Origin of the sequence: Pseudomonas sp. TR47 (assembly GCF_044143025.1) — a bacterium.
GTDB lineage: Bacteria > Pseudomonadota > Gammaproteobacteria > Pseudomonadales > Pseudomonadaceae > Aquipseudomonas > Aquipseudomonas putida_E.
The window spans coordinates 115,490-128,995 of record NZ_JBHFCS010000004.1 but is presented as its reverse complement, the minus strand read 5'-3'; the positions used below and the strand labels follow the sequence as shown (position 1 = coordinate 128,995).

General features: G+C 65.1%; 13 protein-coding genes. 8 read left to right on the top strand and 5 right to left on the bottom strand.

The window, feature by feature from the left end; genetic code table 11:
* Nucleotides 1–51: 51 nt before the first annotated feature.
* Nucleotides 52–450, bottom strand: coding sequence for a nuclear transport factor 2 family protein (locus tag ACEWE8_RS06170; RefSeq protein ID WP_046785557.1), 399 nt, complete (start codon nt 448–450; stop codon nt 52–54).
* A 183-nt stretch (nt 451–633) separates the two neighbouring features.
* Between ACEWE8_RS06170 and ACEWE8_RS06165 the strand changes: the two genes are divergently transcribed.
* From ACEWE8_RS06165 to ACEWE8_RS06150, 4 genes are read left to right on the top strand one after another with little or no spacing between them, the layout of a single operon-like run.
* Nucleotides 634–1,806 carry an ABC transporter substrate-binding protein gene (locus tag ACEWE8_RS06165; protein WP_046785558.1) on the top strand — a complete coding sequence of 391 codons (1,173 nt, stop codon included), beginning with the start codon at nt 634–636 and terminating at the stop codon, nt 1,804–1,806.
* 15 nt (nt 1,807–1,821) lie between these two features.
* Complete coding sequence (locus ACEWE8_RS06160) at nt 1,822–2,691, top strand: branched-chain amino acid ABC transporter permease (protein WP_046785559.1); 870 nt, start codon at nt 1,822–1,824, stop codon at nt 2,689–2,691.
* Nucleotides 2,688–5,174: an ATP-binding cassette domain-containing protein gene (locus ACEWE8_RS06155; RefSeq protein ID WP_046785560.1), complete on the top strand. Its 2,487-nt coding sequence runs from the start codon at nt 2,688–2,690 to the stop codon at nt 5,172–5,174. Before ACEWE8_RS06160 ends, ACEWE8_RS06155 begins: the two co-directional genes overlap by 4 nt.
* The gene (locus ACEWE8_RS06150; protein WP_046785561.1) at nt 5,171–6,418 is read left to right on the top strand and encodes an amidohydrolase family protein; all 1,248 of its coding nucleotides are present in this window, start codon (nt 5,171–5,173) and stop codon (nt 6,416–6,418) included. The genes ACEWE8_RS06155 and ACEWE8_RS06150 overlap by 4 nt, the downstream gene beginning before the upstream one ends.
* Here ACEWE8_RS06150 and ACEWE8_RS06145 read toward each other — a convergent pair.
* Nucleotides 6,387–7,082 (bottom strand): GntR family transcriptional regulator, encoded by a 696-nt coding sequence (locus ACEWE8_RS06145; protein ID WP_039601266.1) that lies wholly within the window; start codon nt 7,080–7,082, stop codon nt 6,387–6,389. The genes ACEWE8_RS06150 and ACEWE8_RS06145 overlap by 32 nt on opposite strands.
* A gap of 74 nt (nt 7,083–7,156) precedes the next feature.
* Nucleotides 7,157–8,698, bottom strand: a complete 1,542-nt coding sequence (locus ACEWE8_RS06140; protein ID WP_046785562.1) for a gamma-glutamyltransferase family protein — start codon at nt 8,696–8,698, stop codon at nt 7,157–7,159.
* A 138-nt stretch (nt 8,699–8,836) separates the two neighbouring features.
* Between ACEWE8_RS06140 and ACEWE8_RS06135 the strand changes: the two genes are divergently transcribed.
* Nucleotides 8,837–9,085, top strand: a complete 249-nt coding sequence (locus ACEWE8_RS06135) for a CsbD family protein (protein ID WP_012314048.1) — start codon at nt 8,837–8,839, stop codon at nt 9,083–9,085.
* A gap of 98 nt (nt 9,086–9,183) precedes the next feature.
* On the opposite strand, the gene ACEWE8_RS06130 is transcribed toward ACEWE8_RS06135, so the two are convergent.
* Nucleotides 9,184–10,659, bottom strand: a complete 1,476-nt coding sequence (locus tag ACEWE8_RS06130) for a PAS domain S-box protein (RefSeq protein ID WP_046785563.1) — start codon at nt 10,657–10,659, stop codon at nt 9,184–9,186.
* A 195-nt stretch (nt 10,660–10,854) separates the two neighbouring features.
* On the opposite strand from ACEWE8_RS06130, the gene ACEWE8_RS06125 reads away from it, so the two are divergent.
* The 3 genes from ACEWE8_RS06125 to ACEWE8_RS06115 all read left to right on the top strand — a co-directional run bounded on the left by ACEWE8_RS06125 (nt 10,855) and on the right by ACEWE8_RS06115 (nt 12,522).
* Nucleotides 10,855–11,841: a hypothetical protein gene (locus ACEWE8_RS06125; RefSeq protein ID WP_039601269.1), complete on the top strand. Its 987-nt coding sequence runs from the start codon at nt 10,855–10,857 to the stop codon at nt 11,839–11,841.
* 73 nt (nt 11,842–11,914) lie between these two features.
* The gene (locus tag ACEWE8_RS06120) at nt 11,915–12,094 is read left to right on the top strand and encodes a CsbD family protein (RefSeq protein WP_012314045.1); all 180 of its coding nucleotides are present in this window, start codon (nt 11,915–11,917) and stop codon (nt 12,092–12,094) included.
* 212 nt (nt 12,095–12,306) lie between these two features.
* Entirely contained in the window at nt 12,307–12,522 is a 216-nt protein-coding gene (locus ACEWE8_RS06115) for a TIGR02450 family Trp-rich protein (protein ID WP_046785564.1), read from the top strand.
* A gap of 51 nt (nt 12,523–12,573) precedes the next feature.
* Here the strand turns inward: ACEWE8_RS06115 and ACEWE8_RS06110 are convergent, their stop codons facing one another.
* On the bottom strand, nt 12,574–13,344 hold the full coding sequence (locus tag ACEWE8_RS06110) for an IclR family transcriptional regulator C-terminal domain-containing protein (protein ID WP_046785565.1): 771 nt from the start codon (nt 13,342–13,344) through the stop codon (nt 12,574–12,576).
* Nucleotides 13,345–13,506 lie beyond the last annotated feature (162 nt).

The following is a 13,506-nucleotide window of genomic DNA, read 5'->3' as shown; positions in this document are numbered from 1 at the left end:
CAGGTATCGCCCTGCGCGATACATCGGGCTGCATCGCAGCAGTAGCCGCGCTCAGGCCTTGCCAATCTCCGGCACCAGCATCCACTCCGCGCTGTCGTTCCACACATCCATGCGCACGATCTTGCCCGCCTTCACTTCGAAGCGGTCCAGGTAACGGTTGCCGGAAAAGCTGCGGCCATCCGGCCACTGCCCGTACAGCGTGCCATTGGAATACACCACGGTGTGGTCCTCGCGCTCGCACCAGTCGAACTGCCCCAGCTGCTTTTTCACCCAGGTGTAACGCGCGCCGTTGAACGCGGTGATGTCGGTCGGGGTGGGCATCGCGCGGCCGCCGGTAAAGGTGATGCGCACGTCGTCGCTCATGAACGTGGCGGCGCGCACCGGGTCGGGGGCCATGGAGGCGGCGAGGAAGTCGCGCACGATCTGTACGGCGCTGTTGCTTTCGGTCATTGCAAGTCTCCGAGGGTGTCCAGAACGGGGCGTCGGCCCCGAACGATGCCTTGATGCAGTGCACGCGAGGGCGCTGAAGCCAAGGCGCAAGCCCCAAAACACGGGGTGCCCGAAGTATTTTCCAAATGGCACCTGTTTTGCTAGCACATTTTTATAAATTGCTAGCAATCAGGAGTTCGAACCATGTTCAGCCGTTCCTTGCTACGTCGCTGGCTGCCCTGCGCAGCCTTTTCCCTGGCCTGCTGCACAGGCTGGGTACAGGCTGCCGAGCCGATCAAGGTGGGCCTGGTGGCCGCGTTGTCGGGGCAGTCGGCCAAGTCCGGCGAGGCCCTTACCCGGGGCCTCACCCTGGCCATCGACGAAATCAATGCCAAAGGCGGGCTGCTGGGCCGCCCGGTGGAGCTGGTGCGCCGCGATGACGAAAGCAACCCGGCCAAGGGCATGCTGGCGGCGCGCGAGCTGATCCAGCGGGAGAAGGTCAGCGTGCTGTTCGGCGGCCTCGACACCCCGGTGTCGCTGGCCATCGTACCGTTGGCCAACCAACTGAAAACGCCGTTCATGGGCATCTGGGCGGCAGGCACCAAGATCACCGAGAACGGCGCGAAGGACAACTACGTGTTCCGCGTGTCGGCGGTGGATGAACAGGTGGATGAAGCGCTGGTCGCCTATGGCCTGCGCCAGGGCATGAAACGACCGGGTTTGATCCTGGCCAACAACCCTTGGGGCGAGTCGAACCTGGCAGGGCTCAACGCGGCCCTGGCCCGCCGCGACATGGCCCAGGCGCCGGCCGAGCGCTTTGAAGACAGCGACCTGGACATGGTGCCGCAACTCACCCGCCTGAAAAGCGCAGGTGTCGACACCCTGCTGCTGGTCGGCAACGTCGGCCCGTCGGCGCAGGTGGTCAAGTCGCTCCAGCAGATGGGCTGGAACGTGCCGGTGGTGTCGCACTGGGGCCCGGCCGGTGGCCGCTTTGGCGAGCTGGCCGGGCCAGACGCCGGGCGCGTGCACTTCATCCAGACCTTTGTCTTCAGCGCCCACAACAGCGCCCGCGGCGATGCCTTGCTGGCCGCCCTCAAGCAGCGCTACCCGCAGGTCAAGACCCTGGCCGACGTGACCCCGGCCGTAGGCATCGCCAATGCCTACGACGCCATGCACCTGGTGGGCCTGGCGATCGACAAGGCCCAGGACACCCAAGGCACGAAGGTGCGTGACGGCTTTTATGCCATCAGCGACTACGACGGGCTGATCAAACACTACCAGCAGCCGTTCAGCGTTGACCGCCACGATGCCCTGGGCCCTGACGACTACATTTTCAGCCGCTTCGATGGCGACACCATCGTGCCCGTGACGCCCTGAGCGGAGACCCTCGACATGATCACCACCGCACTGGTCAGCGGCCTGGGCCTGGGCAGCATGTATGCGCTGCTGGCTTTGGGCTTTCACCTCACCTATGCCGTGTCGCGCACGGTCAACTTTGCCCAGGGCAGCGCGATGATGGTCGGCGCCGTGCTGGGCTACAGCCTGGCGGTGACCTGGGGCTGGCCGCTGTGGCTGGCACTGCCCACTACCCTGCTGCTGTGCGCGGTGCTGGGCCTGGCCATCGAGCGCTTTCTGGTGCGGCCCTTCCATGCCCGTGGCTCGGACGCCTGGCTGATGGCGACGGTGGCGGGCGGGCTGCTGCTGGACAACCTGGCGATGTTCACCTTCGGCAAGGAGCCGCGGCAGTTCGGCAGTGCCCTGACCAGCCTGCGTCTGGACCTGGGCGACAGCAGCCTGAATGCCGTGCAACTGGCCATCCCGCTGGCCGGCGCGGCGGTGGCGGCCACACTTTACTGGGTGCGCAGACGCACGCAACTGGGCTTGCGCCTGGAAGCCTGCGTGCAGAACCCACGGGCAGCGCGGTTGATGGGCATCGAAGTGAACCGCGTGGTGGCGGCGGCCTTTGCCCTGTCGACCGTGTTCGCGGCGCTGGCGGGCCTGCTGATCGCACCGCTGTACAGCGTGCACGCGGACATGGGCACGCTGTTCGGTCTGAAGGCTTTCGCCGTGGCCATCCTGGGCGGCATCGCCAGTGCCGGTGGGGTGTTTGCCGCAGGCCTGCTGTTTGGCCTGCTCGAGGCGGTGGTCACGCTGTATTTCGGCTCTGCGTTCACGCAATTGCTGTGCTTTGCACTGGTGATCGTGGTGCTCGCGGCACGTCCTGATGGCCTGTTCGGCCGCAAACTCTGGGTAAAGGTATGACCATGCGCGAGCGACTCGCCCCCCTCGGCCTGGCCCTGTTCGGGGTCGCCTGCCTTGGCCTGGCACTGGGCCTGGACAGCTACTGGCTGTTGATCCTGACCTTGTACGCGCTGGCGGTCACCGTCGGCGTGGGCCTGAACATCCTGATCGGTCTGTCCGGGCAGATGTCCTTCGGGCACATCGCCTTCTATGCCATCGGTGCCTACCTGTCAGCACTGCTGACGCTGGCCGGCCTGCCGCTTTCGGCCGCCCTGCCCCTGGCCGGCCTCGGCTGCGCGGTGCTGGGTGGCTTGCTGGCGATCCCGGCGCTACGGGTCAGCGGGCCTTACCTTGCGATGATCACCATTGCCTTTGCGCTGGTGGTGCACAACGGCCTGATCGAGTGGCGCAGCGTCACCGGAGGGGCCAATGGCCTGATGGGCATCCCGCTGCCTGAACTCGGCACGCTGGACCCGGCGCTACTGCTGGCACTGGCTTCGGTGCTGCTGATGCTGGCCGCACTGGTCTTCTACTGGAGCCTGCAACGCAGCGGCTGGGGCCTGGCTATGCGTGCGGTGAAGGCTTCGGAAATTGCCGCGCGTTCACTGGGGGTCAACCCGGTGCAGACGCGGACCCTGGCCTTTGCCCTGTCGGCAGGCCTGGCGGGGGCGGCCGGGGCGCTGGTAGCGCCGGTGCTGATGTTCATCAACCCGGCGGCGTTCCCGTTCTCGCAGTCGATCCTGTTCGTTCTGGCGGTGATCGTCGGTGGCGCCGGCATGCTGTTCGGGCCAGTGCTCGGTGCACTGGTGATCGTGCTGCTGCCCGAATTGCTGGCCGACTTTGCCGAGTACCGGTTGCTGGCATTTTCGGTTCTGCTGCTGGCAGTACTGTGGGCTGCACCACGCGGTGTGCTGGGCAGCCTGGCCAAGCGCTTCTGGCGGCCGCGACACGAGCCAGTCACGGCACAGCCCGACACGGCAGCGCTGCAGGCGTTCTTCGCCGGTGGTGCGCAGCATGGGCTGAAGGTCGAGGGCATCGGCATCCGTTTCGGCGGTGTGCAGGCCGCGCAGCAGGTCAGCCTGCAGGCTGTACCTGGCAGCATCACCAGCCTGATCGGGCCCAATGGTGCGGGCAAATCCACGGTGCTCAACCTGATCAGTGGTTTCTACCGCACCGACACCGGCTCGATCCAGCTGGGCGGGGAGCTGGCCGGGCAGCCGGCCTGGCGCATCGCCCGCGCCGGTATCGCCCGTACGTACCAGACCACCCAACTGTTCGGTGAGCTGAGCGTGCTTGAAAACCTGCTGTTGGCCTTCCAGCAAGGGGCCATCGAACGGCCCTGGCCATGCCAGCAGGCCACACGCAAAGCCATGGCCATTGAGTTGCTGGCGCTGGTCGGCTACCGCGGCAACCTGCACGTCGTCGCCGATGACCTGCCCCACGTCGACCGCCGCCTGGTCGAGATCGCCCGGGCCCTGGCCAGCCGGCCGCAGGTGCTGCTGCTCGACGAGCCTGCCGCCGGCCTCGGCCGGCAGGATACCGACCGCCTGGCCACGCTGCTGCAACGCCTGGCCGCCTTCAACCTGGCGATCATCCTGGTCGAGCACGACATGCCGCTGGTGATGGCAGTGTCGCAAAGGCTACTGGTGCTCGACGCCGGCAAACCGATCGCCTGGGGCACACCTGAACAGGTGCGCGCTGACCCACGGGTGATTGCCGCGTACCTGGGTGGCACCGAGTACCAGGCCCAGCCGCGCGCGCAGGCCTGGGCAGGCTCGCGTGATGCCGTGCTGCACGTGCGCGACCTGTGCATCGACTATGGCGCGGCGCCAGTGGTCGAAGGCGTCGACCTGGTGGTCAACCCGGGCGAGCTGATCGCCATTCTGGGCGCCAATGGCGCCGGCAAATCGAGCATCCTGCAGGCCCTTGCCGGCCTGCACCTGCCGCGTGGCGGCAGCATCGTGCTGGACAACCGCAGCATCGAAAGCCTGGATGCCAGCCAGATCGCCCGCCTTGGCCTGGCCCTGGTCCCTGAAGGCCGGCAGCTGTTCGGCCAGTTGAGCGTGCGCGAGAACCTGCTGCTGGGGGCCAATGTGCGCCAGGATGCCGTCGATGCCGACGCCGAGATTGCCGCGATCCTCAAACGCTTCCCCCGCCTGCGCGAGCGTATCGACAGCCCGGCCGGGCTGCTCTCGGGCGGTGAGCAGCAGATGGTCGCGATCGGCCGCGGGCTGATGGCCAAGCCGCGCATCCTGCTGCTCGACGAACCGTCCCTGGGCCTCTCCCCGGCGATGATCGGCGAGCTGTACGACGCCCTCGCCGCCCTGCGCGACGAAGGCGTGACGTTACTGCTGGTCGATCAGATGGCCAACCTGGCACTGCAGGTGGCCGACCGTGCCTACGTGCTGGAAACAGGCCGTATCGTCAAACAGGGCAGCGCCGAGCACCTGCGCGGCGACCCACAACTGGAAGCCGCCTACCTGGGCACAGGAGCCGCCGCATGAACCACCTGGAACTGATCAATGTGCGCCTGGGCGACGGCCCGGCACTGAGCCGCCTGCTGATCGAAGACGGCCGGTTCGTGGCCCGGCTGAGCCGGCCGGCGCCCAAACTCGACCTCGGCGGCCGGCTGGTGTTGCCCGGCCTGATCGAAACCCATATCCACCTGGACAAGGCCTGCATCCTTTCGCGCTGCCAGCTGCGCGAAGGCACGCTGGCCGAAGCCATCGCCCAGACCCGCCTGGCCAAAGCCGATTTCACCGAGGCCGATGTGTACGCGCGCGGCGCGGCAGTGCTGGAGCAAGCCATCGTGCAAGGCACCACGCACATGCGTACCCATGTCGAGATCGACCCCGGCATCGGCCTGACCGGCCTGCGCGCCATCCGCAGGCTGCAGGCTGATTACGCCTGGGCCGTGACCCTGGAGATCTGCGTGTTTCCGCAGGAAGGCATGCTCGACAACCCCGGGACCGAAGCCCTGTTGTGCCAGGCCCTGGACGAAGGCGCCGAAGTGCTGGGCGGCTGCCCTTACACCGACGCCGATCCGCCTGCACAGATCCGCCGGCTGTTCGAACTGGCGGTGGCCTACGATCGCGACCTGGACCTGCACCTGGACTTCGACCTGCAGGTCGCCGGCATGACCCTGGGCGAGGTGATCCGCTGCACCCACCAGCATGGCTGGCAGGGCCGGGTCACCGTTGGCCATGTGACCAAGCTCTCGGCACTGCCGCAGGCCGAACTGATGCGTATGGGCCACGCCCTGGCCGAAGCCGGCGTGCAGGTCACCTGCCTGCCGGCCACCGACCTGTTCCTCACCGGCCGTGACCGCTTCCATGACAAGCCCCGGGGGCTGGCACCGCTGGCGCAGTTGCATCAGTGCGGGGTGACCTGTTCGTTGTCGAGCAACAACATCGGCAACCCCTTCACGCCCTACGGCGATGCCTCCCTGGTGCGTCAGGCCAACCTGTACGCCAACGTCGCCCAACTGGGCACGCCGCAAGAACTACTGCTGTGCCTGGGCTGGATCTCACGCCAGTCGGCGCGCCTGCTGCGCCTTGCCGACTATGGCCTGGAACCAGGTTGCCGAGCCGACTTCGTGGTGTTCGATGCACCCTCGCCGGCCGAGGTGATCGGCCGTATCGCCGCGCCGCTGATGGGTTTCAAACAGGGCCGGCAGACCTTCAGCCGGCCACCCGCCGAGCTGTTCCCGGCACAGCTCACAGCCCTGACAGTGCCTGACGCAGGTTGACCTCAGGCGCAGCCACATCCTCGAGGGCCAACTGGCCCTCGAGCTCGTCCAGGTGCGCGATCATTTCGTCCACGGCCGCCTGGGTATTGCCGGCGCGCAACGCATCGATGATCGCCTGGTGCTCGTCCGAGGCACAGGGCGGGCTGTCACCACGCTGGTAAAGGGCGACGATCAGCGAGCTGCGCACCATCAGGTTGCCGAGGATGTCGGCCAGCACCTGGTTGCCGCTCACCTCCCCCAGCAACAGGTGAAACTCGCTGAGTTCGCGGACGATGGCGCGGCGATCGGTGCTGGCTGTGGCGGCGCGCTCGTTGTGCATGTGCTGTTCGATGCGCACCTGATGCTCGGCGACATGGGCCGGGGTGATGGCCTCGACGATCGCCCGCTCCACGGCGCGGCGTGCGGCGAAGATTTCCCGTGCTTCGCGGGCACTGGGCTGGGCCACGGTGGCGCCGCGGTTGGGCTCGATGTCGACGATGCGCTGCATGGCCAGGCGTTGCAGCGCAGCCTGCACGTGGTTGCGGTTGGCCTGCAGGGTCTCGACGATGTGCGCCTCGACCAGCCGCACGCCAGGGCGCAGACGATGCTGGGCAATGGCCTTGGCGAGCATCTCGGCGATGCGCTGGACTTCTTGTTGCTTGCTGCTGACCGTCTTGCCTTTCATCGAGACCTCGAAACCCTCAAACGCATTGGGCCGGCATTATCCGCCGGGCCAGGCATTGCGGCAATCGGCGCGGTTCAGTCCTGCTGGCCAAGGGCGCTGCCCTGGCTGCGCGGGTCGTAGGCAGCAGTGCGCTGGCCGTCAGGGCCGATGGCGATCACGCCCGCCAGGCCCATCAACGGGCTGAGCGCAGGCGTGGTCTCGACCTGATGGCCCCGGTCGACCAGCCCCTGTACCACCGATTCGCCGATATCGGCCTCCAGCTTGAGGTTGTCGGTGCTGTCGAAGAAGCTGCGCCCAAGCAGAAAGCGCGGTGCACGCAACGCCGCCTCGGCAGGCTGCTGATAGTCGATCAACTGGGTGGCAAGCACCATCTGCGTCTGGGGTTGGCCGTCACCCCCTTGGGTGCCGAAGAACCAGCGGCGCCCATCATCGGCCAGGTAGGCCGACGGGTTGAGTGTGTGCGCCGGCCGCTTGCCGGGCGCCCAGGCATTGCGGTGTCCCGGCTGGGGGCTGAAACCTGCCGCGCGGTTGTGCCAAAGGATGCCGGTATCGCCCAGGATGCAACCGGAGCCGAAGTCATGGAACAGGCTTTGGATCAGGCAGGCGCTGCGCCCGGCGCGGTCGGTGGCGGCCATCCATACAGTGTCGGCTGGTTGCCCGGGCTCGCCCCAAGGCGTCGCACGCTGCTCGTCAAGGGTCGCGGCAGGCTGAGCAAGCGCGTGCTCGAAGTCCCAGCCGCTGGCGAGCGGGTCATGCAGTTGAGCGTTGCGCTGCAGCAGGCCCTGCTTGATGGCTTCGACCAGCAGGTGGTAGTAGCGCGGCGTGCCGTTTTCGCCCAGGTTCACAGCCTGCAGGGCAGCCATGGCGCGCAGCGTGTACAGGCCTTGGGTGGGTGGCGCGACGTTGTACAGCCGGCCGTTGCGATAGCGTACGGAGATCGGCGCCGCCAGGCAGGCCCGGGTGGCGCGCAGGTCTTCGACGCTCAGGCCGCAGCCCAGCGCGTCGAACGCCACACCAAAGGCTTCTGCCAGTTCCCCGTGATAGAAGTCGCCTGGGCCACGCCGCGCCAGGTGCTCCAGGCTGTTGGCCAGCGCGGGTTGGCGCAGACGGCCACCTTGGGGCGTACACAATGGCTGCAGGCTGGGCAGTGTCTTGATCAGGCTGGCGCGCTGCCCTTGCCAGAACAGTTGCGAGGGCGATACCTCTACCCCGTCGCGGGCCAACCCTGCGGCGCCAGTCAGCAGGTCGGCCCAGCCCAGCCGCGACCCCCACTGCTCGCTGATTGCCTTGGCCTGCGCCCAACTGGCCATGGCCCCGGCCGTGGTCCCGACCGAGGCCGGCCCACGCAGGCTGATCGCGCCTGCTGCGGGCAAGCGCATCCCGGCCTGGCCGATCCCGATGATGGTGCGTACCTGATCGTCATGGAGCAACCACAGTGCATCACCGCCCAGGCCCGTCATGTGTGGGTACACCGCCGCCAGCACGGCACTGGCGGTGAGCATTGCATCGATTGCGCTACCCCCGCCGTCGAGCACCTCCAGGCCCGCCGCGCTTGCCAAGGGGTGCGGGGTGCACAGCACGCCACCGCGGGAATGGGCGACCAGGGACTCGTTCATTGCTAGCTCCTTTTCTGATATTGCTAGCAATCAGCAAGGATCGTTCCCATTTGCCAAAACCGCTTTGAACTAATCCCCACCCCCCGCTCCCTAACCTTGTGCGTTCCCATTGCCACTCACTAGGAAGGTTTGATCACTATGAAAAGCGAACAAGTTGAAGGTGTTGCACAGAAGGTCGCTGGCAAGGCGCAGAGCGCAGTGGGCCGGCTGTTCGAGGACCCGGCCCTGGAGGCAGAGGGTGATGGCCGCCAGGTCGCAGGCCAACTGACCAAAACCTATGGTGACGCACTGAACAACGTCTCCACTTTCGTAAAAGAGAAGCCCATCACCGCCCTGGCGATTGGCGCCGCCCTCACACTGGTGGTGAGCCGCCTGCTGCGTCGCTGATAAGCAAAAGGTTGTTCCAAGGGCTTCGAGGCATCTGAAGCCCTTTGGCATCAAGCAGCAGCTTCGGCAAGCGCGATAGCAGACTGTACCGAGGCGAATCAATGGGTGAACAGCCGTCGCTCGCGCGCCCAGACAATGGCTTCACTGCGGCTGTGAACATCGAGCTTGGAGTACACCGTTGCCACATGATTGCGCACGGTATTGAGCGCCAGGTTAAGCCGCGTTGCGATTTCCTTGTCGGCAAGGCCTTCACAGATCAGCGCCAGCACATCGCGCTCGCGGCGGGTCAGGTCGGTAAACGATGCGTCTGGTAAACGCCCGGTGTTGATGCGCTTGGCATTGGCCAGTTTCTCGATCAAGGTCTGGCTGAACCAGGACGCATCCTGCATCACCGTTTCTATCGCCTCGACCAACTCCAGCTCAGAACGCTTGCGCTCGGTAATGTCCATCAGTACCAACAGGTAGCACGGGGTGTCCTGCAAGCTTACGGTGTCCGCCTGCAGTACACAGTCGAGCCGGTCATTGCCTTTTTTTCGCAGCTTAAGGTCCAGCCCTTCGATGCGCCCGGTCTTTTCCAGCGCATCGAACACCTGGGTAGCCACACGCCGATCATCCATGAAGTCGATTTCGGCCACTGTCTTGCCTATCAGCTCCTGGGCGGCGTAACCCAAGGTGTCCAGAAAGGCTTCATTGGCATCGATCAGTTGCTGCCTGTCGGCGCTGCACAGCAGGGTGGGCACAGGGCTCAGGCGAAAGGCCTTGGCAAAGCGCTCCTCACTCTGGCGCAGGGCATTTTCCGCCTTGCGCCGGGGCTCCAGGTCGGTGAATGAAAACAGCATGCAATCTTCTTCATGCATGTCCAATGGTTGCCCGGCAACGATCACCAGTTTGCTGCCGCCATCGGGCAAGCGCAGTTCAGCCTGCATCTGCGGAATGGTAGCCCCTTCCATCAGGCGTTCGATAGCCAACTCCTTGCGTTCGGCGTTTTCCAGCACATCCACTTCGTAGACCGAACGGCCAATGACGTTCTCCCGCATATGGCCGGTCATTTCCAGAAAGCCCTGGTTGACCTTGATGAAGCGCAGGTCGCTGAGCCTGCAGATGACTGCAGGGGCCGGGTTGGCATTGAAGGTTTTTTCGAAGCGCTGCTCGGCGCTAGCCCACTCGGTGGCATCGGCCAGGATCAGCACAAGCGATTCGGCCTCGCCCTTGCTGTCTTCCAGCACCATGCTGCGCACGCGGTGCACGCGGCTGCGCGCTTCATCGTCGCCAATAGCCAGCACCTCTACCATCACGTCGCTGAACACCTCCCCCGCGGCCACGCGGGCGATAGGGTACTGCTCGGCTTCAAGGGGGTGATTGTTGCGGTAGCGCAGGGCAAAGCGTTCGCGATAACCCTCAGCGTTGCTGCCCAGTTGCTCCAGGCTGTCGACCCCGTGCATGCGCAAAGCCGCTTCGTTGGCCCAGATGATGGATTGGTCGACCTCCAGCAGGATCACACCATCGGACAGTCCGGCGATGATTTGCTGAAGCTGGCGGCGGTTGGTCTCGCGGGCAAGCACGGCGTCGCTCATAGAGTGTCTCCAATCGGTAGTTCTGCATGGCCTGGAGCTTAAACGCTGCAGGCGGGCCAGGGTTGGTGCGAATGCACTAATCGATCAGGTGCGGATGCGCCAATACAGCCTTGCATGTGACCTGCAAACTGGCCCTGACGTTGCACCAGGCCTGTGTTGCCGGTGCTGCCGGAACTTACCCACGAGGATGCATAGATGACTGAATCGTACGTGACCACCCCAACGAACGCTGTCAGCCCGCTACGGGTATCGTGGAGCGCCGTGTTTGCAGGCGGCGCCATCGCCCTGGCCAGCTACCTGGTACTCAGCGTACTGGGCACGGCCATTGGCGCCGGAGCCATGAACCCGATGGCCGACGGCAATCCGCTGCAGGGCTTTGGGACCGGCGCTGGGGTGTGGCTGTTCATCAGCACCCTGCTCTCGGTCGCAGCCGGTGCCTGGGTCGCCGGGCGTACCGCGCCGACCCGCGGCGGCCTGCATGGCCTGTTGAGCTGGACGGTGACCACCCTGCTGGCTACCTGGTTGCTGGCTTCGTTGGCCGGCACCGTGGTTGGCACTGCCGGCAATATCGCTGGCAAAGGCCTGTCGCTGGCAGCTGACGGTGTCGCCGCCGCCGCACCCAGTGTGAGCCAGGGCATCAAGGAGCAACTGAACAAGAATGGCATCTCGCTGGACTGGGACAACCTGGAAGCGGAGTTGAACAAAACCTTGGCGCAGTCCGGCAAGGCTGAACTGGCCCCTTCGTCCCTGGAGCAGCAGGCCGATCAGGCCCAGGCTCAGGGAGAGTCGGCAGGGCGCGTCGCGGCCGAGGACCCGACCCAGGCCGTCGACCAGCTCAAGCAATGGTTCGAGCGGGTGCGCAAGGCCGGTGAACCTGCCCTGAGCGCGGCAGACAAGCAAGCGTTGGTCAACATCGTCGCTGCGCGCACCGGCAAGAGCCAGCAGGAGGCCCAGCAGGTGGTCGATAACTACGCCCGTGCCTACCAACAGGCCGCCGAGCAAGTGAAAGTGCTCAAAGAGCAGGCCGAGCAACAGGCTCGCGAAGCCGCCCAGGTAGCCGCCAGCAACGTATCGAAAGCCGCCTGGGGCACCTTGGTAACCCTGCTGATCGGTGCCGCCTTGAGTTTTGGCGTAGGCCGCTTCGCGCTGACGTCTCGCAAGACGCGCGTCGCCACGGTGTGAGTCGCAACGCAAACGCTGTATGTACGCTTCACCCAACCCACGTTTCACTGATGTCTGTTGAAGGAGAACAACCATGAGCAGCACTTCGGACAAAGTAAAAGGCTTGGCCAACGAAGCCGTCGGCAAGGTCAAACAAGCCGTAGGCAAAGCCACTGGCAACACGGAGCTGGAGGTCAAGGGCAAGGTGCAGGAGAAAAAAGGCGAAGCGCAGCAGGTAGTCGCTGATGTCAAGGACGCGGTCAGCAAGGACTGATGATTGCGCTTGAGCCTTTACAAACGGTCGCCTGAGGGCGGCCGTTTGCTATTTGGCGGCATACCGTTCTCGGCCAGCGGCCGAGCCATTAAACGAGCACCGCATGCGGCAACGATCGACCGACCAAATGCTTTGCGTGCAAGTATCATCAGCTACTTGTCTGCTTGTATAACGATCAGCATGCAGGCCGCACTCTCGCCCAAGGAGCAATGATGAACCGCTTCAACCCTGGCAAATTGAAACTCTCGAAATGGACAGCGCGACACCCTGAAAACCGCGAAAAGCACTTCCTGGTGACCGACCTGGAGCTGGATGAAGAGGGGCAAGTGCTGCGTGTGGAACTGGAAGCGGTACACAGCAAGCGCAGCCAGTGGCTGGACTGGCGGGTACTGCGCGATCCCGAGGTATGGCTGATGGGCTGGCAGTGAAAACGGCCTGATCCGCCGCCGCCCCGATCGTGCTCAACACACGCTCCGCGGTCAGCCAAACACCGGCTTCAGCAAGGCCTGCGCCTCATAGAGCGGTGGCAGGTAACGCAGCCGTATCTCATCCATGCTCAGCCGCGATGCATGGGTAGTGATGGTCAGTGTCGCCTTGAGCTGCCCCGCCCGGTCCAGTAATGGCACGCCGATTACGCGCATGCCGACTTCGAACTCCTGATCGACGATGCAGTAGCCCTGCTCGCTCACCTGCTGCAACGTCGCGTCCAGCAGCGCCCTGTCGGTCTGGGTGTAGGGCGTCAGCGGGTGTAGCGGGTTGCGCGCGAAGTAGCCATCGCGCTGCGCCTGATCCAGGGCCGCCAGCCAGACCCGCCCCCCGGCAGTGCAGTACATCGGCACCCGCGAGCCGGGCCGTATCGACAGTGAAGCGATGTGGCTGTAGCGGCTGCGCACTAGGTGGATGATCTCGTCATCGTCGCGTGTGCCCACCGAGACATGCTCCTGGGTCTGCCTCGCCACTTGCTCGACGATCGGGCGCAGCATGCGTGGCAACTGCGCCGAGTCCACATAAGCCTGGCCGATACGCAGGGCCTTGGGGGTCAGCCAGTAGTGGCGATTGTCGGTTTCGGCGAAGCCTTCATGCACCAGGGTCAGCAGAAAACGGCGCGCTGCGCTGGGCGTAAGGCCTGCTTGCCTGGCGGCCTGGGGCACTGTCAGGCGCGGCTGCTCGGCGTTGAACAGCTGCATGAGCGCCAGGCCTTTCTGTAAACCGGCAATCAGGTCGCGGGGGTGAGTCTGGGGTTTGTCCATGCGGTGCACCCGTGAGTGGGGAAAAACGTGGCCACTGAGCAGCGCTGAACAGCGCCTCTACTGCGAATATCGGTTTATCGATGCGATTATCGCATCGAACCGTTGGCAAGCGCATTGTGACAACGCCGCCGCCGCATCACCCTGACTTCCATAACAACACCC

Coding starts and splice junctions, on each gene's coding strand:
- ACEWE8_RS06170 (WP_046785557.1), bottom strand. CDS start 450: ATGACCGAAAGCAACAGCGCCGTACAGATCGTGCGCGACTTCCTCGCC.
- ACEWE8_RS06165 (WP_046785558.1), top strand. CDS start 634: ATGTTCAGCCGTTCCTTGCTACGTCGCTGGCTGCCCTGCGCAGCCTTT.
- ACEWE8_RS06160 (WP_046785559.1), top strand. CDS start 1,822: ATGATCACCACCGCACTGGTCAGCGGCCTGGGCCTGGGCAGCATGTAT.
- ACEWE8_RS06155 (WP_046785560.1), top strand. CDS start 2,688: ATGACCATGCGCGAGCGACTCGCCCCCCTCGGCCTGGCCCTGTTCGGG.
- ACEWE8_RS06150 (WP_046785561.1), top strand. CDS start 5,171: ATGAACCACCTGGAACTGATCAATGTGCGCCTGGGCGACGGCCCGGCA.
- ACEWE8_RS06145 (WP_039601266.1), bottom strand. CDS start 7,082: ATGAAAGGCAAGACGGTCAGCAGCAAGCAACAAGAAGTCCAGCGCATC.
- ACEWE8_RS06140 (WP_046785562.1), bottom strand. CDS start 8,698: ATGAACGAGTCCCTGGTCGCCCATTCCCGCGGTGGCGTGCTGTGCACC.
- ACEWE8_RS06135 (WP_012314048.1), top strand. CDS start 8,837: ATGAAAAGCGAACAAGTTGAAGGTGTTGCACAGAAGGTCGCTGGCAAG.
- ACEWE8_RS06130 (WP_046785563.1), bottom strand. CDS start 10,659: ATGAGCGACGCCGTGCTTGCCCGCGAGACCAACCGCCGCCAGCTTCAG.
- ACEWE8_RS06125 (WP_039601269.1), top strand. CDS start 10,855: ATGACTGAATCGTACGTGACCACCCCAACGAACGCTGTCAGCCCGCTA.
- ACEWE8_RS06120 (WP_012314045.1), top strand. CDS start 11,915: ATGAGCAGCACTTCGGACAAAGTAAAAGGCTTGGCCAACGAAGCCGTC.
- ACEWE8_RS06115 (WP_046785564.1), top strand. CDS start 12,307: ATGAACCGCTTCAACCCTGGCAAATTGAAACTCTCGAAATGGACAGCG.
- ACEWE8_RS06110 (WP_046785565.1), bottom strand. CDS start 13,344: ATGGACAAACCCCAGACTCACCCCCGCGACCTGATTGCCGGTTTACAG.